Below are 18,688 nucleotides of genomic sequence, written 5' to 3'. Positions count from 1 at the left end.
GCCAGGGCCGGGGCGAGTTTCCACGCGGCCATCAGGATCGGGAAGTTCCACGGGATGATCTGCCCGACCACGCCCAGGGGTTCGTGGAAGTGATACGCCGCGGTGTGTTCGTTTATTTCGGCCGAGCTGCCTTCCTGGGCTCGGATGCAACCGGCGTAGTAGCGGAAGTGGTCCACGGCCAGCGGGATGTCAGCGTTGAGGGTTTCACGCACGGCTTTGCCGTTGTCCCAGGTTTCGGTGACGGCCAGCAGTTCCAGGTTTTGTTCGATGCGGTCGGCAATTTTCAACAGCGCTAACGAGCGATCCTGCACCGACGTCTTGCCCCAGGCATCGGCTGCAGCGTGGGCAGCGTCCAGGGCCTTTTCGATGTCTTCGGCCGTGGAGCGCGGGAACTCGGCGATCGGTTGGCCATTCACGGGTGAGGTCGTGGTGAAGTACTGACCTTTGACAGGTGCGACGAACTCGCCGCCGATGTAATTGCCGTAACGGGACTTGAAGGAAACGATGGCATCGGGAGTGCCAGGGTGGGCGTAGTTCATGGTGGCGTTCTCTTGTTGTTTTGGTTGTGACCGTCCTTGGGACGGCCACTGTCAGTTGCACAAGCGCTACAGGCTCAAGAGCCCTGAGGGGTTTCTCCACGTGCCAGACGGGCATTGATGTCTTCGATGACTGCCGGCAAATCAACGATGGTGTCGATCAGGTAGTGCGGGCGAGAACCTTCGAACATCTTGACGATGCGCGCGCGTTCCTCGGCCAATTCCTCCAGGGACAAATCCTTAAACTCTTCATAGGTCAGGCCCAATGCATTGCCGGAGCAGGTCAGCGCCACGGTCCACATACCCGCACTACGACCTTCCAAAATACCGGGCCAGGTGTCATCGACCTTTACGCAAGCGGCGACGTCGCTAATCCCCAGCGCAATCACGTTGGCCAAGGCTTGAGCAGGGTGTGGGCGTCCATTGGGCACTTCGTCAGTCGCCACCACATGGTCGGTGACATAACCGTTCTTGCGTGCCAGCTCTACGACTTTCTCCATGACCACGGCCGGGTAGCCTGAGCAGGAACCGATTTTCAGGCCCTTGTCGCGCAAGCCGTTGATGGTGTCGAGCGCACCAGGAATCAGCGCCGAGTGCAGCGCGATCTTTTCGATCTGCAGCGGCATGAAGCGTTCGTAGAGGGCGGTGACATCATCATCGGTTGGCAACCGGCCGAAGGCGGCATGGTAGCGGTCGGCAATCTGTGGCTCGTTGCACAGCGTGCGGATGTGGTCCCACTTGCCCATGCCCATCGGCCCGCGAGCTTCTTGCAGGGAAACCGCAACGCCGAACTCGGCAAAGGCTTCGACGAAGATCTGAGTCGGCGCGAAAGATCCGAAATCGACGACGGTTCCCGCCCAGTCCAGAACCACAGCTTGCAGTTGAGAAGGTTGTTTGTAGTCCATGATGATTGCTCCAGTAATGGGTGAGTGATTAATTCGGGTTCAGGAGTTGGTGCCGACAATGACGGGTTGCACGGGAGTCGAGGCCAGCTCCTTGCTTTCCACCGTTTTCGGGCGACTGTTCCAAAATGGAATCAACATCAAGCTGGCCAGCAGCGCCGCGACGGTGAACACCAGGAATATGGTGGTGGTGTCGAAATATCCGGGTAACAGGCCGCCGAGGACCGCCCCTATCGAACCGCAACCGTTGACGAAACCTGCTGCGGAGGCCGCACCGTCCTTACTGCCGAAATCAATGGCCGCCGAGCCGCTCATCATCGAATCCGGCCCGTAGAGTGTCAGGCCCATCATGAAGAGCAGGCCAACCACCATGTAAAGACTGCCGCTCTGCATGGCGGGGACGAACAGCGCAAGGCAAATGGTGAGGAGAACCAGGCTAAGGACACAGGCCGGCATACGACGAGCACCGAAGTACTTGTCTGATGCGATACCGATGAGGATCGGACCTGCCAGACCCGCTAGTTCAAACGCCGTTGGAACGATTGCGGATGCCACTTTGCCAATCTCGGGCATCCGTTCGTAGATAATGACTGGCCCCCACAGGAGGATCGCGTAGCGCGCTGGCTTGAGCATGAAATACGCGAGGCCAAGCACCAGCACGGTTCGATTTTTCATCACCGTGCGCAAGCCAGCCCAAATGCTTTCGCGCGGAACTGCGACCTTGCTGACGGGTTCTATTTCGATCTCGACGGGAGGCAGGCCGACATCTTCTGGCTGGTTGCGCTGCAGGAAAAAGAACAATACCGCTACAACCAGCACCACCACGGCGCTGCTGATGAACGCTATGCGCCAGTCATGGTACTGGTTATAAGCCCACCAACCGGCAAACGGTGTTGCTACCAGACCCCCGAAGGCGTAGCAGGTGCTCCAGTAACCCAGTACGCGGCCACGTTCGCCAGTGCTGAAGAAACTGCCGACGTTCTTGCATAGGCCAGACCAACCGGTGGACTGAGCAAGGCCCTGGATTAACATGCAAGAGGCGAAAATCGGCAAGGTGGCGTAGGTGCCCATAAGTAGGGCAGCTAACGCGGAGATGACGAGCCCGCTAAGTACCACGACCCTCGGACCGAAGCGGTCAGAGAAGTTGCCCCAAAGAAACTGTCCCACTGCATACGCGGTAAGGTAGAGGGCATCGAGATTGGCCATCATGGACTTTTCGAGCATGAAGTTCGGGTCTTCGCCAATACCCAGTTTGGCGACAGAAAACGCCTTGCGGGTAAAGTAGAAGGCGGCATAGGCCACCCAGGTGATGAGGAAAATTTGTACGCGCCAACGCTGGAGCGATTTCCAGCCGGTTGCGAGAGGACTTGTAGCATTCTTGTTCATGGTGTTCTGATCCCGTATGTGGTGCCAGACAGCGCAAATTAATTGGTTTCGTTTTTGTTTTTGTTTTCGGTACAGAAAATCTGTCCACGCACACGACATCGATTAGATGGCAGTGAGATGGCATCAGGTTTTAAGTATTAAATTGCCGCGGTCGCTGACTGCTGCTCGGCATTGCCTAGCGATAAGTCACCGAATCCATGGATAAAAAAAGATCCCTGTCCAAAGGTGCTACCCATTGCACCTGTGCTCGAATTGACAAGAACCTTTAAAGGGGCGGTCAGCCTGTCGGCTGTTGCATGTCGACGTTCATCGCCACAAGACTGTCGGCGATGGCGCGCAGCAACTGATGGACGATGTATTCGTCGATCTGGCCGATACAGCCAATACGGAAACTTTCGGCTACCGTCAGTTTGCCGGGGTAGATGATGAACTGACGGGCTTTGAGTTCATCGTAGAACCGTTTGAACTCAAAGTTTGGATGTTCTGGACTGAAGAACGTGGTGATGATTGGCGACAGCCAACGGTCCTCAAGCAATGTTCTGAAGCCAAGTTCGCGCATGCCTGCGACCAGCACATCGCGATTGCGGGTGTAGCGCGCCAACCGGCCATGCACGCCGCCTTCGGCAGTGTGTTGCTCCAAGGCTTTGTGGAACGCTACCACGCTGTGGGTCGGCGGCGTGAAACGCCATTGGCCAGTGCGCTCCATGTAAACCCACTGCTCGTAAAGGTCGAGGCTGAGTGAATTGGCGCGGCCTTTGGCGGCCTCGATCACGGAGCGACGGATGATAACGAAACCGAACCCCGGAATACCCTCGATGCATTTGTTAGCAGAGGACACCACCACATCGAAAGGTATTTCATCGACCGTCAATGGCACGGCTCCGAAGGAACTCATCGCATCGATGATCAGGCTCTTGCCATGCGCTTTGACCACTTTGGCAATTTGGCGCAGCGGATTGAGAATGCCGGAGCTGGTTTCGCAATGGACGAGGAAGACGTTGGTGATGTCCGGGTTGTCCCTGAGCAAAGCGTCCACTTCCTCGGGCTGGGGCGGCAAGTAATCCCCTTTGTCCAGGGTGATAAACGCGCGACCCAGATACTCCAGGGTCTTGGTGGCGCGTTGGCCGTAGGCGCCATTCATTAATACAAGCGCTTTACCGTCTCGAGGGATGGCAGTGGCTAAAGCAGCCTCCACCGAGTAGCTGCCGCTGCCTTGCAATGGCACGCAGACGAAGCTGTCGTCCTGTATACCTGCCATGCTGAGCAAGTTCTGGCGAACTTCAGCAGTGACTTGATTGAAGGAAACATCCCATGAACCCCAGTCGCGCAGCATGGCTTCCTTGGTGGCTTTGGACGTGGTCAATGGGCCTGGGGTCAGCAGGTAGGGTTCACCCAAGGCTGGAGTAGCCAGCGGTTGTGTGGTCGGAAATTCAGCTTTGGTCATGATCTTCTCCGGCGGTGTTGTTTTTGTAAGGAGTGATGCATAGGCCAATAAAAACACTCGCCTAGAAATAACTGAAATCGATTTATCACATGTCAATAACAAGCTGAGCTTATAAGTGAGCATGTTGGATCTCGCGCTCTATCAGTGCGATTCCATTGGTTCTTGGGTTCAGATCAACGCGCCCTTGGCGATCAACGCCACTGGGCGGCGCAACGCACCCGCGCTGTAAACAAAAAACGCCCGGCCAATGGCCAGGCGTTTTTTATTGGCAAGCGTAAACGTTTCGCTGCGTGATTGAGGCGTTAGCCCTTGTCTGACTTGCCAGCCGCCGCGGCGAATTTCGCCAGGCGCACATCCAGTCGACGGGGGCGCAGGTTGTGGTCCTCGGCATGCTCCTTGCGGCGAATGGCGTTGCGCACCATCAGCGAACCCAGGTAACGGATCGGCTCTGGTGGGAAATGGCCGAGTGGACCTTGCACCAGCGGCGAGCGTGTCCAGGGGTTGTCCACCCCCAAAACCAGCGATGAGAGGATTTGCCCTCCCATATGACACGGACCGACGCCGCTACCGGAATAGCCGAAGCCATAAAAGATGTTGCCGCTAGCGCCCATGCGACCGAAGAAAGGTAACCCGGTGACGGAGCGATCGGACGGGCCATTCCAGGTGGCGGCGATGCCGACATCGGCAAAGTCCGGGAAGAACTCCGCAAGGGTGTTGCGCAACAAACCTTTGTAGGGCGAAGGCCGGTCGAATACGGGCAGGATGCGCCCGCCGTAAGCGAAGGTATTGCCACCTTTGCCGAGCATGATCCGGCCGTCCGGGGTGTTGTGGTAGTAATGCACGAAGATACGAGAGTCGAGCACGGTGACCCCGCTGGTCAGGCCTATGCGCTCGAGCAGGTCAGGTCGTGGCTCAGTAATAATCATGTCACTGGAGACGATGGCTACCGAACGCGAGAACTGTGGAAAGGCACGCGCCATCCAGGCGTTTATCGCCATCACGACTCGGTCGCAGGTCACGTTCCCGTTCGGCGTGTTGACGATGGCTGGCAGCCCCTCTTCCAAGCCGGTCATCGGCGAGCCTTCGTAGATGCGCACACCCAATTGCAGGGCGACTCGACGCAGACCGCGCACCAGCTTGCCCGGCTGCACACTGGCTGCCGCAGGTGAGAACCAGCCTTCAATGTGTCGAGTCGAACCCGCCATCCGCTGCATGTCAGCTAACGCGCATTTAGAGAAAGAGTTGATGCCATTGCGCTCCAGCGCGGCGATCACTCCGTCGGTCGAGCCGACCTGAGCGCGGTTAGTCGCCGTGTAAAGCGTGCCATCGAGACGGTAATCGGCATCAACCGCGTACTTCTCGCAAAAACTACCGATGGCGTAGATGCTTTGCTCAGATTCCTTGACCAGGCGTATTGCCTCTTCGACGCCGAACAAACGCTCCAGGGTGAAGTACTTGGCCGACCAGGACAGCGCGCAGCCGCCGTTGCGCCCACTGGCACCGGCACCGCAGATGTCGGCTTCGACGATGACCACGTCCAGCTCCGGATTCTGTTCCTTGAGCATGATGGCAGTCCATAAACCGGTGTAACCACCACCGACGATGCAGACATCGGCACGGGTGTTCTGCCGCAGCGGCGGGCAGGGCGAGTCGGGTTGAGTTTTCAGGGCCTGATCGAGCCAGTAGGGGCGCATGAGGTCATCTCCGTTGGAGCGGTTTGGGGGGCAGGGTTCAGGAAGCAATCAGCCGCACGCGGCGACCACGATCATTTCCACGCGCCAATCCGGGTCGATCAAATCCGCCAGGGTGCAAGCTCGCGTGGGGGCATGGCCTTCGGGAAAGAACTCGTCCCAGACCTTGTTGAGCCCTGCATAGTCCTCGCGATGGGCGAGCAGGATACGCACCGAAAGCACCTGCTTGCGGCTGCTGCCAGCACTGAGCAATAGCTGCTCGATACCGGCGAGCACCTCGTGGGTCTGTTCCTCGATATCGCCACTGAGGTCCGTGGCAACCTGGCCTCCGATGTAGAGGTGGTTGTCGTACCGGACCATGTCCGAACGGCGTTTTATCGCGGCGAAACGTTCGATTTCCATTAAGCATTCCTGCGTTGATGCGAGGGCGGCAGTGTTCGAACACTGGTCCGGGGCTTGCGAAAACCATGCTTGCAGTTCATCGTCTATAAATAAAATCGATTTATCGTATGCATGAATAAGTTGAACCTATGCCAAGGTTGCCCTGATGACGATTTCCCATACCCAACTCAAGGCGTTCCATGCCGTTGCCGTCAACGGCAGTTTTACGCGCGCAGCCGAGCAGCTCTGCCTGTCTCAACCGGCGGTGTCCGATCAGGTTCGCAAGCTCGAGGATTACTACGGGGTGATGGTGTTCTACCGCGACAAGCGTCTGGTGCGCCTGACTGAAGTGGGCGAGCGGTTGTTCGGCCTGACCCGGCGCTTGTTTGATATCAGTGTCGATGCCCACGACATGCTGATGGACTACCGCACCCTGTCCACGGGAACCTTGAACCTCGCCGTGGATGCTCCGGTGCATGTGCTGCCCTATGTCGCACGCTTTTGCAGTCGTTATCCCGGTATCGATGTGAAGATTGAAACCGCCAATACCGATGAAGTGTTGCAGCGGTTGTTCGGTCATCAAGCCGACATTGCTCTGCTGGGGCGCAATATCGAAGACGACCGACTGCTGTCGCTGCCCCTGCGTAGCGATCCGATGCTCGCGTTCGTCGCGGTTGACCACCCTTGGGCGCAACGCGAATCCATCAGCCTTGGCGATCTGCACGACACGCCCCTGGTCCTGCGCGAAAAAGGCTCAGTGACGCGCTTGTGCCTGGAGGAAGAGATGGCAACCGCGGGCTTGCGCATCCGTAAGGCGATCGAAGTGGAAGGCCGTGAAGCCGCGCGCGAAGCCGTGGCGATAGGTATGGGCGTAGGTGTTGTCTCGGCGACCGAGCTTGGCTTCGACTCGCGGCTTCGCGGGTTGCCAATCGTCGATAGTCAGCGACGCTTCACCGAGACATTGGTGTGCCTGCGCGCACAGAGTTCCCGACGTATCCTGACGACCTTTTTTGACATGGTTCGAGAGAGGTTGGCTGAATGAGGTTTGGGCTGAAGTATGGCTGTAGGTTTTTGTCAAAAGCCAGAAACGAAAAAGCCCTGAATAATCAGGGCTCTATCGGTACAAATATGGCGGAGGCGATGGGATTCGAACTCATGGACCTGTTACAGTCGACGGTTTTCAAGACCGTTGCCTTAAACCACTCGGCCACACCTCCGTTTGCGTTGCGGGCGCCATAATACCTGAATGAAACACACTGTCAAACTCTCTGCATGGCTTGTTACAGAGCGTCTGTTATGATCTTTGCGACTGAACGTTTCAAACCAACAGGAGTGTCGCCATGCGCGAACAGGATTACGCAGTTAATAACAGCGTGCAGGCTGAGCAGCTAGAGGTTAGCCGCGTCCTGCGCAACACATACGGCTTGCTCGCTCTCACCCTCGCATTCAGCGGCGTGATGGCGTTCGTTGCTCAGCAGATGCGTGTCGGCTACCCGAATATTTTCGTGGTGCTGATCGGCTTCTACGGGCTTTTCTTCCTCACCAACAAGCTCCGTGACTCGGCCTGGGGCCTGGTGTCGGCATTTGCCCTGACCGGTTTCATGGGGTTCCTGCTCGGCCCGATCCTCAACCGCTACCTGGGCATGCAGGGCGGCGCTGAAGTTGTCAGTTCGGCTTTCGCAATGACTGCGCTGGTGTTCGGTGGTCTGTCGGCTTACGTGCTGATCACTCGCAAGGATATGAGTTTCCTCGGTGGTTTCATCACGGCAGGCTTCTTCGTGCTGCTGGGTGCGACGCTGGCGAGCTTCTTCTTCCAGATCAGCGGTCTGCAACTGGCGATCAGCGCAGGTTTTGTGCTGTTCTCCTCGGTCTGCATTCTGTTCCAGACCAGCGCCATCATTCACGGCGGCGAGCGTAACTACATCATGGCGACCATCAGCCTGTATGTATCGATCTACAACCTGTTCGTCAGCTTGTTGCAGCTGTTCGGCATCATGAGCCGCGATGATTAATCGCAGGCTTTAAGTAAAAAACCCGCTCAGGCGGGTTTTTTATTGCCTGAAATTCAGGGTTATTCAGTGATGACAATGCTGCCATCGGCCTGCTGACGGTAAATGGTATAGGGCAGGAGCAAGGTATCGAGAGCGCCGGAAATGACCACGTCGATCAGGACGATGGCCGGAGCATTGTCATGCACCTGTGCATCCCGACCTTTTTCCAGAGGCGCATTGAGCGTGCAAAAATCGTAGGTTACGCCACTGTAGATTCGCGGAACGGCGCCGCAGTAACTTTTTTGATCCTTGAGACCCTTCGCCGCCACTTCGTCACCGCGAATCACTGTTTGTATCGTGCCGCAACCCGCGAGCATCAGCGCCGCGAGTAATATTGCCTGAGTTTTCATACCGCCAATCCTTCGCCGGAAAACAGTCAATTTACGCGTTTCGAATCAAAAGCGCACTCATGCCATCGGTGGCAAGCGGCGCTTGACCGGGGTCTTCTTGACGATGGCGGTATTGGTTTCGGCGTGGGTGTTGAGGCGATCGAGCAGGGTGTCCAGTTGCTCCATCGAACGCACATGCAGGCGGGCGATGAAGCAGTCATCGCCGGTGACTTTGTCGCACTCGGTGAATTCGGGGATGGCCTGAATCTGCCGTTCGACTTCCTGCAACTGGCCCGGCAACGGGCGGATCCGCACGATGGCCTGAAGTTGATAACCAAAGCACTTGGGGTCGATTTCGACGGTGTAACCTTTAAGCACGCCACGCTCTTCGAGTCGCCGCAAACGCTCGGCAACGCTGGGTGAGGACAGGCCGCTGATCTGCGCCAGGGCCTTGAGCGAACGACGTGAGTCGCCCATCAATGCGGTGATGAGCACTTGGTCGATGTCGTCTGTCATGGCAAATCCCCTGTTAGGCGGTTGACGAAATACGCCTTGATAAAAAAGGCAGAAACCGAGTTTAGCCTGCTTTTTGCGCTGGAGAAGCCCTTGGACGGATTGGCATAATTTGGCCTCAATCACAGGAGTCTGATGATGGACAAAAACATACGTCGCGGTTCATTCGAAATGACCGTCGCCATGCTGATTTCCGGGACCATCGGTTGGTTCGTGCTGGTCTCCGGGCAGCCCGTGCTGGACGTGGTGTTCTGGCGGTGCGTGTTTGGCGCCGGTACGCTGTTGTTGATCTGTGCGGCATTCGGCTTCCTGCGTCCGGGCATTCTGACCCGCACCACCTTCCTGTTGGCAGTGCTCAGCGGGGTTGCGATTGTCGGCAACTGGGTGCTGTTGTTCGCCTCTTACTCCCGTGCCTCGATTGCCATCGGCACGGCGGTTTATAACGTCCAGCCGTTCATGCTGGTCGGGTTGGCGGCTTTGTTTCTGGGCGAGAAGATCACCCTGAAAAAGCTGTTCTGGCTGGGCATTTCGTTTCTCGGGATGCTGGCCATTGTCAGCGCCCATGGCGAGCAGGGCTCAGGGGGCAACGATTACCTGATGGGTATCGGCCTGGCCGTGGGGGCGGCGTTTCTGTATGCGATTGCGGCATTGATCATCAAACACCTGACCGGCACGCCACCGCATTTGATTGCCCTGATCCAGGTCAGCACCGGGGTGCTGCTGCTCGCACCTTTCGCGCACTTTTCGGCGTTGCCGCAAGCACCCAGCGCCTGGGCCAGCCTGGTGACGCTGGGCATCGTCCACACCGGCGTGATGTATGTGCTGCTGTACGGCGCGATTCAAAAACTGCCGACGGCATTGACCGGGGCGTTGTCTTTCATTTACCCGATTGCGGCGATTTTCGTTGACTGGTTTGCCTTCGGTCATCGCCTGGAGCCGCTACAGTGGATCGGCGTTGCCGCGATTCTGCTGGCCGCCGCAGGCATGCAGCAGGGCTGGGGCTTGAAGTCTCGTCGGGCAGTGACTCAATAAGCGGGCGTCAGATGTTCCAGCGCGGCGCGGTCTTCGCCAGTCTCTGGCGCATCTCGTCGATGTTCGAAGCGAACTGGCGTATCAGCAATTGATAGCCCAACGGGTTGTAGGCCGGTGCTTCAAGACTTGAATCAACCGGCAAATCGATGGGGCGACTGAGCCGCTGCGCCGCGCCGGTTTTCAGCGCCCGGGCCATGCCGATCAGTTGCACGCGAATCTGCCGGTGTTCGGTTCTGAAACTCGATTGGAGTTGCGCCATGGCGTCGCGATCCTTGGCATCCGGCCGGGTGTTGCCAAGGATTTCCAGGGTGCTGACGCACATCCGCAAATGACGCTGAATCGCATCGAGTTCGGTCATGGAAATCTTCACTTCCTTGGACACCGACGGCATCAGCGAACGCAATTGCACCATCGCCGCGTTCAGGCGATTCATCAGCTTCAGGTGCTCGTCATCGCAGACGGACTGACCATCAATGATGCGTCCATAAATCGTCGCGCAATCGCGCAGTGAATTGGCCAGGTTATAGCGCCAGGAAAAAACCGCATACGACGGCAGGGCGAAAGAAAAGGCCAGGGCCAGGGCCACGCCAATCAGAATGTCCACCGCGCGCCACAGCCCGTCGGAGATCGGGTTGTCGCCATGCCCGGCGACAATAAACACCGTGATCCCCGCCAGCAGCGCGGTGTAACCGCCCTTGCCGATGGCGTGATACGAGAAAAACCCGCACACCACCGACATCACAAAATAGGTCAGCCAAGGCATCCCGAGCCAGGCCTGTTGCGCCACCAGCAGCAGGCCGATTGCGGCACCGATCAACGTACCGATGGCGCGCTCGGCGGCTTTTTTGCCGATGTTGCCGTGGTGCTGCAAACCGCCGATCACCACCAGCATCGTTACCGAGGCCCACTCACCGTGGGGCAGGTTGATGCCGGTGGTCAGCATGATCGATGCCAGCAAGCCGAGCGACACGCGGACCGCGTGGATCAGCTTGGCGTAGCGATAGCGCCGATACGGGTCCAGCAACGGACGCAGTAACCGGCGCAGCAGCGGTGGCAGTCGATGGGCTCTGAACGTGTTCAGGCTCGGTGTCCTCAGAAGATGTAATCGGTGGTCAGGAAGCTCGAACTGCGCCCGCTGATGATCTCGCTGATGAGTTCCTTGTTGGATTCCTGGAACTTGGTTGCCACCAGCGTCCTGATCGAAAACACCCGCAGCGCATCATGCACCGACAATGTGCCTTCGGCGGAGTTCTTGCGGCCATTGAACGGGTAGGTGTCCGGCCCGCGTTGGCACTGGGCGTTGAGGTTGATCCGGCCGACCTGGTTGGCAAAGGTGTCCACCAGCCGACCGACCGCAACCGGGTTGGTGCCGAAGATACTCAATTGCTGGCCGAAGTCCGATTCCAGGACGTAGTCGATCACCGTGTCGAGATGCTTGTAAGGCACGATCGGCACCACCGGGCCGAATTGTTCTTCCTGGTAGACGCGCATCTGCGGCGTCACCGGGAACAGCACCGCGGGGTAGAAGAACGACGCCCGCGATTCACCGCCATTTGGATTGACCACTGTGGCGCCTTTGCTGACCGCGTCCGCGACCAGCGAGTGCAGGTAATCGACCTTGCTCGCTTCCGGCAGTGGGGTCAGCGCTACTCCGCTTTCCCATGGCATACCCGGTTTCAGAGTGGCCAGTTTGGCGTTGAATTTCTCGATGAACGACTCGACCACGTCTTCATGGACGAAAAGGATTTTCAGGGCGGTGCAACGCTGACCGTTGAACGACAGCGAGCCGGTCACCGCTTCGTTGACCGCGTTGTCCAGATCGACTTCCGGCAACACAATGCCCGGGTTCTTTGCGTCCAGGCCCAGTGCTGCGCGCAAACGGTGAGGTTTGGGGTGGAGTTTTTTCAGGTCACTGGCGGCTTTGTTGGTGCCGATAAACGCAAAGATATCGATCTTGCCGCTGGCCATCAGCGCGCTGACGGTCTCGCGGCCGCTGCCATAGATCACGTTGATCACCCCGGCCGGGAAACTGTCGCGGAAGGCTTCCAGCAGCGGCCGTATCAACAGCACGCCCAGCTTGGCGGGTTTGAAAACCACGGTGTTGCCCATGATCAGTGCCGGAATCAGCGTGGTGAAGGTTTCGTTCAGCGGGTAGTTGTAAGGGCCCATGCACAGGGCGACACCCAGTGGAACGCGGCGGATCTGCCCGAGGGTGTCCTGTTCCAGCTCAAAGCGGCTGGAGCGACGGTCGAGTTCCTTGAGGGCGTTGATGGTGTCGACGATGTAATCGCAGGTGCGGTCGAACTCTTTCTCCGAATCCTTGAGGTTCTTGCCGATCTCCCACATCAGCAGCTTGACCACCGCCTCACGCTGTTCGCGCATGTGACCCAGAAACGTTTCGACGTGCTGGATGCGTTCGGCCACGCGCATGGTCGGCCACAAACCCTGGCCCCGGTCATAGGCGCGGACGGCGGCGTCGAGCGCGGTCAATGCGGTTTCTGCGTCGAGCAGCGGCGTGCTGCCGAGGATCACTTGTTCATCGCCATTTTCGCCGGTCAGGTACACCGGGCTGCGGACTTGGGCGAGGGGGCCGGGCCAGGTTTTCAGTTCGCCGTCGACCAGGTATTCACGCTGCTCGGTCTGACCGTCGAGGCGGTACTTTTCCGGGATGTCGCTTGAGTCGGGAAACAGGTTGCCAAGGATATGTGCTGTGGTCATGTCGCTACCCCGTCTGGATTGGGTGATGAACTGATGAATCGTTTTAGCAGACCTCGGCCTCGCTTGTCATGACTCATCTCATCGTTCGGCGGTTCAGGGTTTTCGATCGTGGAACGGCCGGCACCTTCGGTCATGGCCTCAGATGCCCCCCTTGTTGGCCCCCAATGCCCTCAATCCCACCCGCGTCGGTGCCTTAGTGTTGACCTGTGCCTGATCACAATAAAAAAGGTGCTCCCGCGAGGGCGCCCCACGAGAGGACAACCATGCGGGCCAGTCGAGTCTCTGAAAAGCCTAGCCTTTGTTTGGCGTTGCTGGGGGGCGTCTTCGCCACGCTGCTCAGCGGTTGTGGCGATGAGCCGAAAAACCCGGCGACATACAACGCAGCGGCCGCCGCCATGCCTGCTGACGCCGCGCTGGCGCAGGTCTACGACAACAGCTGCAAGCTCTGCCACGCCAACCCGGCGGCCGGTGCCCCTTTGACCGGCGACCAAAAAGCCTGGGAGCCACGGGTGCAGCAGGGCGCCGACACGCTGCTCGACCACGCGATCAACGGCTACAACGGCATGCCGCCGATGGGGATGTGCATGCAGTGTTCGCAGGAAGAGTTCCTGGCGCTGATCGCCTTTATGTCCGGCCAGCCCATTCCACAATAAGAACGGCAGGGTGCGATTCATGACGATGGACCTGACTCGGCGTCAGTTGCTGCAACGGGCGAGCGTCATTGGCGCCTTCACCGCGCTGGGCTCAAGCCCCGCGCTGGCCGAATTCCTGCGCGCACCACGGCTGATTCCCTGGCGCAACTGGTCCGGCGGCCAGAGTTGCCTGCCGGCGGCGCGGCTGGCGCCCAAGAGCCTGGACGAACTGGCCCAGGTTATCCGCCAAGCCCCCGGCAAGGTTCGGCCAGTCGGCTCGGCGCATTCCTTCAGCGCGCTGGTGCCGACCGACGGCACGTTGCTGTCGCTGAGCTATTTCACCGGGTTGCTTGAGCACGACGCCCAGACCCTTCAGGCCGAGTTCGCCGCCGGTACGCCGATGTCACGCATGGGCACACCGCTCAAGGACATCGGCCAGGCGCTGCAAAACATGGCCGATATCGATTACCAGACCCTGGCCGGGGCGATTGCTACCTCGACCCACGGTACCGGGAAAAACTTTCAATCCTATTCGGCCCACGTCTGCGGCTTGCAACTGGTGAACGCCAATGGCGAAGTCCTGGACTGCGACAGCACGCGCCATCCCGAGGTATTCAGCGCTGCGCGGGTGTCCCTCGGCGCGCTCGGCGTGGCCACCAAAGTGCGCCTGCAAAACCGCCCGGCGTATCGCTTGCGAGAGCGCCAGTGGATTGCCAAGACCGAAGAGCTGCTCGAAGACCTCGACAAGAACACCCGGGAAAACCAGCACTGGGAAATGCTCGTGGTGACCCATTCCGACTACGCCTTGTCGATCGCCCTCAACGAAACCACCGACCCGGCCACACCGCCGATCCCGCCGGATGAAGAGGGCGGCAACGAGTTCGTGACGCTGATCGAGAAGATCGACAAATACGCCAGCGACTTTCCCGACCTGCGCCGCACGATGCTCAACAACCTGCGTCACCTGGCCAGTTTTGATGACCGGGTGGGCGACTCGTTCGACATCTACGCCAACGTGCGCACGGTGCGCTTCAACGAGATGGAATATTCAGTGCCAGCGGAGCACGGCCCGGCCTGTTTGCGCGAGATTCTGAAGCTGATTCAGGACAAGGACCTGCGCACCTGGTTTCCCATCGAATACCGCTACGTCAAAGCCGATGATATTCCGTTGAGCATGTTTGAAGGCCGCGACAGTTGCTCGATCTCGGTCCATCAGCATTACCAGATGGATCACCACAACTTCTTCGCCGCCATCGAGCCGATTTTCTGGAAGTACAACGGCCGGCCCCATTGGGGCAAGTTGCACACGCTCAACGCGAAAAATCTGCAACCGCTGTACCCGCGCTGGCAGGAATTCATTCAGGTTCGACAGGAACTCGACCCCAGCGGCAAATTTCTCAACGCGCATTTATCGTCGATTCTGGGGGTGAGCTGATGGCCGTCAATCGTCGTAATTTTCTGCTCGGGACCGTCGCTGTCGGCGCTTTGCTTGCGGGTGTTGGCGCGCTGCTGCGACCGGGTGATCGGGGCGGGCCGTACAGCGACTATTTCCGCGCCCTCAACGATGAACTCAAGGCCTATGGCCCGATGCGGCCGGTGATGCTGATCGATCTGGACCAGCTGGACCACAACATCGACGTGGTGATGCTGTCGGTGAAGCGCGGTGGCAAGCACTTGCGCCTTGTGGAGAAATCACTGCCGGCACCGGGACTGCTGAGCTACATCGCCAAACGCGCCGGCACCCAGCGCTTGATGTCGTTCCATCAGCCGTTTCTCAACCATGACGCGGTGCAATTTCCCCAGGCTGACATTTTGTTGGGCAAGCCGCTGCCGGTGCGTTCGGCCGAGTTGTTTTACTCATCCCATACCGGGCCGTTCGACCCGTCGAAGCAATTGCAATGGCTGCTCGATACGCCGGAGCGTTTGCAGCAATACCTGGCACTGGCCAAAGGGCTGGGCACGCGCTTGCGAGTCAACATCGAACTGGACGTGGGTTTGCATCGCGGCGGCGTGGCTGATCTGGCGGTGCTCGGGCAGATGCTGACGCTGATCAGCGCGAACCCGCAGCACCTGGAGTTCGCCGGGTTCATGGGCTACGACCCGTTCGTGGGCATGGGCGTGCCCGGGATACTGGGCTCGCCCGAGGAGCTGTTCGCCAAGGTCATGGTGATTTACCAACGCTGTGTCGACTTCACCCGTCAGCAATTCCCGGGGCTGTGGCGTGACGGGTTGACGCTCAATACCGCCGGTAGCCCGAGTTATCGCCTGCACGAGCAGGAAAGCTTGAGCAGCGAAGTGTCGGTGGGCACGGCGATGCTCAAGCCGACGCACTACGATTTGCCGTCGCTGGTGGAGCATGTGCCGGCGGCGTTTATCGCCACGCCGGTGTTGAAGAGCACCGGTGCGGTGAACATCCCGGCGCTGGATGGCAAGTCGAAAGTGTTTTCGTGGTGGGACGTTAATCAGCGCGAGACGTTCTTTATCTACGGCGGTCACTGGATGGCGGAGTTTGAGTCGCCGTCGGGGTTGCAGAGTAATGGGGTGTATGGGCGCAGCTCGAACCAGGAGATGGTGAATGGTTCGACGGCGGTGGGGCTCAGGGTTGAGGATCAAGTGTTTTTGCGGCCGGCCCAGACCGAGTCTGTGTTGTTGCAGTTTGGGGATTTGTTGGCGGTTCGGGGCGGGCGGATTGTGGATACTTGGCCGGTGTACACCTGACAAATGTCAGGTGTCCGTGCGATCGCCATCGCGGGCAAGCCCGCTCCCACAAGGATGATGCTGAACCTGTGGGAACGGGCTTGCCCGCGATGGGGCCGTCAAAACGCATACGGAATACTGACCTTCGCCCACAGCATCTCGCCCTCCGGCCGATTCTCCACATCGAACTCCTTGGCCCAGCGGATTTCCGCGCTGGCGTACTTCAAGAAGGTCAGGTGCAGCGCCGGCCCGATTGCAAACACTTGCCCACGCACGCCGTCATTCACATCCTCACCGTTGAACTGCACGGTCCTGCCGAACTGCTTGTCGTCGGTGGTCTGCTTCAAGTAATAGCCGTTCAGCCCCAGCATCAGGTTGTCGGTGATCTTGTAACTCGCCGAATAATCGAAGTGAAAAATCTGCCCGGACTTGTAATCGGTGTCCTTGTTTTTCTCATTGAAGCTGTACGTGGTTTTCATCGACACCTCGGTTCTTTCCGTCGGCAGCCAGGTGAAGGAAAACAGCGGTTTGTAGGTGTAGAAATTGTTGCTGGTGTTGGCCAGCCGATCGACGCTGTACTCGCCGGTGGGCACGGTGACTTCCACGGCGGCGCCGAGGGTCAGGTTCTTGCCCATGTCCCAGAGAATGATCGGCGCGATGGTAGTGTCGCCCATGCCTTCGCGGGTGTCCTGCAAGCCGAACACTGCGACTTCCTGTTTCAGCCACGGCTGCGCGATGTAGCCCGCCAGCCGACCTCCGAACACCCGCACCGGGCTGAGGTAGTCCAGGCGCGGAATGACCGCCGTGGATTCGATCTCGACATTCGGCACCTTGCCGCCCAGCGAACTGATGTTCAGCTTCCTGGACTTGTAATGGTTGTAGTAGAGGTTGAACGCAACCATGTTGTCCGGAAGGCTGTCGACCTCCAGCGGCAGCATGGAAAAGCCATCGGTGCCGGTGCCGATGTTGTCCACGCCGGCCTCGGTGGCCAGTGCCGGTTGAAGCGCGCAGACGCCGGCCAGGCCGATGACCAACAGGGGGAATGTCGTGCGGGTCGGGTTCATGTGTGTACTCATTATTATTGTTAGCGGGGCGAACCGGCGGCCTTTCGCAGGCCGCAACATAGAAATAAGCGGTCTGCGCCATACAGGGCAGGGTATTGGCGGCCATTAGGGGGACTTCTGCGGACAGCGTTTAAACCCTGTGCTAACTTCCTTCGACATAACCGGTAACAAAAATAAGAATGCAGCCTGATCCGGAATGTCAGCCCCATGCAGATGAAAGTCATCGATCCCACCTTTGAATTGGCGCTGGTGTCGCCATTTCTGCTGCAAACCCTGGCCGAAGTCGCCGAGCAAAATGGCGTCAACCCCGACAGCCTTTGCCGAGGCCTGGGTTTTACCCTTGAAGACCTTCAAGACCCGGCGCAACGCATTTCCTATCGGCAAGCCGTGGCCATGATTCAGCGCGCCCTGAAAGCCTTGCCCAATCAGGGGCTGGGTTTGTGGGTGGGCGCGCAGAATGTGCTGGGCACGCTCGGGTTGCTCGGCCATGTGCTGTCGTTGTGCAGGACCCTGCGCGATGCCTTTGCGCTGGGCATTCGGCATCAGCACACCTCGGGCGGCATCGTGGTGTCGAGCGTGGAGGAAGCCGGCGATCGGGTGTTTGTCGACGTCGAATGCCGCTTGCCGTTCGCCGACGTGCAGTTGTTCGCGGTCGAGGAGTTTTTCGCCAGCCTGTTGGTGTACGGTCGGGCGCTGGTGGGGGCCGATTTCAAGCCGGTGGCGGTGGAGTTCATGCACGCCGCCCCGGACTATCTCAGCGAGTACCAGCGTCTGCTGGGGCCGGACGTGCGTTTCGGTTGCCGGCAAAACCGCATGGTGATCGCCGCCCATTGGCTGGACGTGCGCCTGCCCAATCACCATTCCCTGGCGCTGCGTCAGGCGGTCAAATTGCTCGAGCTGGAAGCGGCACAGGTTCACCGCAAGATGGACTTGATCCAGGCCGTCGAGCGGGCGATATCACGGGACCTGACCGAGGGCAGTCACATCGAGAAGATCGCCGGCGACCTGAACATGAGCAGCCGCACCTTGCGCCGCCGCCTGACCGAACATGCGCTGACCTTCGAGACGCTGCTGGAGCAAGTACGCCAGGCTCGCACCATGAGCCTGCTGGCCAACCCGGACTTGTCCATCGAGCGCATTACCGAAGAAGTCGGTTACAGCGACGTGCGCAGCTTTCGCCGGGCCTTCAAGCGCTGGACCGGCATGAGTCCGAGTGCGTTTCGCAATGAATCCCCTCTCTCACTAACGACAAACCCCCTGTAGCAACTGCCGAGCAGCGCGAGGCTGCTGCTACAGGGAGTGCACACAAAGG

The 18,688-nt window shown here is 58.9% G+C and carries 18 protein-coding genes and 1 tRNA gene; 7 read left to right on the top strand and 12 right to left on the bottom strand.

Going from position 1 to position 18,688, the window contains the following annotated elements; genetic code table 11:
* The 6 genes from K0F88_RS27100 to K0F88_RS27075 form a co-directional block, all read right to left on the bottom strand.
* A partial coding sequence (locus K0F88_RS27100; RefSeq protein ID WP_219097275.1) for an aldehyde dehydrogenase family protein occupies positions 1–539 on the bottom strand: 539 nt, incomplete at its 3' end.
* A 74-nt stretch (positions 540–613) separates the two neighbouring features.
* Positions 614–1,441, bottom strand: a complete 828-nt coding sequence (gene phnX / locus K0F88_RS27095; RefSeq protein ID WP_010461068.1) for a phosphonoacetaldehyde hydrolase — start codon at positions 1,439–1,441, stop codon at positions 614–616.
* Between the two features lie 39 nt (positions 1,442–1,480).
* The gene (locus K0F88_RS27090) at positions 1,481–2,824 is read right to left on the bottom strand and encodes an MFS transporter (protein ID WP_219097274.1); all 1,344 of its coding nucleotides are present in this window, start codon (positions 2,822–2,824) and stop codon (positions 1,481–1,483) included.
* Between the two features lie 277 nt (positions 2,825–3,101).
* The gene (locus K0F88_RS27085) at positions 3,102–4,268 is read right to left on the bottom strand and encodes a 2-aminoethylphosphonate--pyruvate transaminase (RefSeq protein WP_219097280.1); all 1,167 of its coding nucleotides are present in this window, start codon (positions 4,266–4,268) and stop codon (positions 3,102–3,104) included.
* Positions 4,269–4,570: 302 nt separating this feature from the next.
* Positions 4,571–5,962 (bottom strand): FAD-dependent oxidoreductase, encoded by a 1,392-nt coding sequence (locus K0F88_RS27080; protein ID WP_219097273.1) that lies wholly within the window; start codon positions 5,960–5,962, stop codon positions 4,571–4,573.
* A 48-nt stretch (positions 5,963–6,010) separates the two neighbouring features.
* Positions 6,011–6,361 carry a RidA family protein gene (locus tag K0F88_RS27075; protein WP_219097272.1) on the bottom strand — a complete coding sequence of 117 codons (351 nt, stop codon included), beginning with the start codon at positions 6,359–6,361 and terminating at the stop codon, positions 6,011–6,013.
* 145 nt (positions 6,362–6,506) lie between these two features.
* On the opposite strand from K0F88_RS27075, the gene K0F88_RS27070 reads away from it, so the two are divergent.
* On the top strand, positions 6,507–7,382 hold the full coding sequence (locus K0F88_RS27070; RefSeq protein WP_219097271.1) for a LysR substrate-binding domain-containing protein: 876 nt from the start codon (positions 6,507–6,509) through the stop codon (positions 7,380–7,382).
* Between the two features lie 87 nt (positions 7,383–7,469).
* Here the strand turns inward: K0F88_RS27070 and K0F88_RS27065 are convergent.
* Positions 7,470–7,557 (bottom strand) — tRNA-Ser (locus K0F88_RS27065).
* A gap of 123 nt (positions 7,558–7,680) precedes the next feature.
* On the opposite strand from K0F88_RS27065, the gene K0F88_RS27060 reads away from it, so the two are divergent.
* Positions 7,681–8,352 carry a Bax inhibitor-1/YccA family protein gene (locus tag K0F88_RS27060; protein WP_008006561.1) on the top strand — a complete coding sequence of 224 codons (672 nt, stop codon included), beginning with the start codon at positions 7,681–7,683 and terminating at the stop codon, positions 8,350–8,352.
* A gap of 59 nt (positions 8,353–8,411) precedes the next feature.
* Here K0F88_RS27060 and K0F88_RS27055 read toward each other — a convergent pair whose 3' ends face one another.
* Positions 8,412–8,741, bottom strand: a complete 330-nt coding sequence (locus K0F88_RS27055; protein WP_219097270.1) for a YceK/YidQ family lipoprotein — start codon at positions 8,739–8,741, stop codon at positions 8,412–8,414.
* 57 nt (positions 8,742–8,798) lie between these two features.
* Positions 8,799–9,236 carry an Lrp/AsnC family transcriptional regulator gene (locus tag K0F88_RS27050; protein WP_219097269.1) on the bottom strand — a complete coding sequence of 146 codons (438 nt, stop codon included), beginning with the start codon at positions 9,234–9,236 and terminating at the stop codon, positions 8,799–8,801.
* 135 nt (positions 9,237–9,371) lie between these two features.
* On the opposite strand from K0F88_RS27050, the gene K0F88_RS27045 reads away from it, so the two are divergent.
* Positions 9,372–10,265 (top strand): DMT family transporter, encoded by an 894-nt coding sequence (locus K0F88_RS27045; protein ID WP_219097268.1) that lies wholly within the window; start codon positions 9,372–9,374, stop codon positions 10,263–10,265.
* Positions 10,266–10,272: 7 nt separating this feature from the next.
* On the opposite strand, the gene K0F88_RS27040 is transcribed toward K0F88_RS27045, so the two are convergent.
* Together K0F88_RS27040 and K0F88_RS27035 are read right to left on the bottom strand one after the other, a co-directional pair.
* Positions 10,273–11,289 carry an FUSC family protein gene (locus K0F88_RS27040; protein WP_219097267.1) on the bottom strand — a complete coding sequence of 339 codons (1,017 nt, stop codon included), beginning with the start codon at positions 11,287–11,289 and terminating at the stop codon, positions 10,273–10,275.
* 68 nt (positions 11,290–11,357) lie between these two features.
* Positions 11,358–12,983 (bottom strand): NADP-dependent glyceraldehyde-3-phosphate dehydrogenase, encoded by a 1,626-nt coding sequence (locus tag K0F88_RS27035; protein WP_219097266.1) that lies wholly within the window; start codon positions 12,981–12,983, stop codon positions 11,358–11,360.
* 263 nt (positions 12,984–13,246) lie between these two features.
* Between K0F88_RS27035 and K0F88_RS27030 the strand changes: the two genes are divergently transcribed.
* From K0F88_RS27030 to K0F88_RS27020, 3 genes are all read left to right on the top strand, one after another.
* Positions 13,247–13,636: a cytochrome c5 family protein gene (locus K0F88_RS27030; RefSeq protein WP_219097265.1), complete on the top strand. Its 390-nt coding sequence runs from the start codon at positions 13,247–13,249 to the stop codon at positions 13,634–13,636.
* Between the two features lie 85 nt (positions 13,637–13,721).
* Positions 13,722–15,050 (top strand): D-arabinono-1,4-lactone oxidase, encoded by a 1,329-nt coding sequence (locus tag K0F88_RS27025; protein ID WP_219097279.1) that lies wholly within the window; start codon positions 13,722–13,724, stop codon positions 15,048–15,050.
* Between the two features lie 74 nt (positions 15,051–15,124).
* Positions 15,125–16,333, top strand: a complete 1,209-nt coding sequence (locus K0F88_RS27020; RefSeq protein ID WP_219097278.1) for a DSD1 family PLP-dependent enzyme — start codon at positions 15,125–15,127, stop codon at positions 16,331–16,333.
* A gap of 98 nt (positions 16,334–16,431) precedes the next feature.
* On the opposite strand, the gene K0F88_RS27015 is transcribed toward K0F88_RS27020, so the two are convergent.
* Positions 16,432–17,376: a transporter gene (locus K0F88_RS27015; RefSeq protein WP_219097264.1), complete on the bottom strand. Its 945-nt coding sequence runs from the start codon at positions 17,374–17,376 to the stop codon at positions 16,432–16,434.
* Between the two features lie 207 nt (positions 17,377–17,583).
* Here K0F88_RS27015 and K0F88_RS27010 point away from each other — a divergent pair, with 207 nt between their 5' ends.
* A complete protein-coding gene (locus K0F88_RS27010) occupies positions 17,584–18,639 on the top strand; it encodes an AraC family transcriptional regulator (RefSeq protein ID WP_219097263.1) in 1,056 nt (351 codons plus the stop codon).
* The last annotated feature ends 49 nt before the right edge of the window (positions 18,640–18,688 follow it).

It is taken from the genome of Pseudomonas sp. UMAB-40, assembly GCF_900095275.1.
Lineage (GTDB): Bacteria > Pseudomonadota > Gammaproteobacteria > Pseudomonadales > Pseudomonadaceae > Aquipseudomonas > Aquipseudomonas mandelii_B.
The sequence above is the reverse complement of the archived record's forward strand: the minus strand, read 5'-3'. Positions and strand labels throughout refer to the sequence as shown.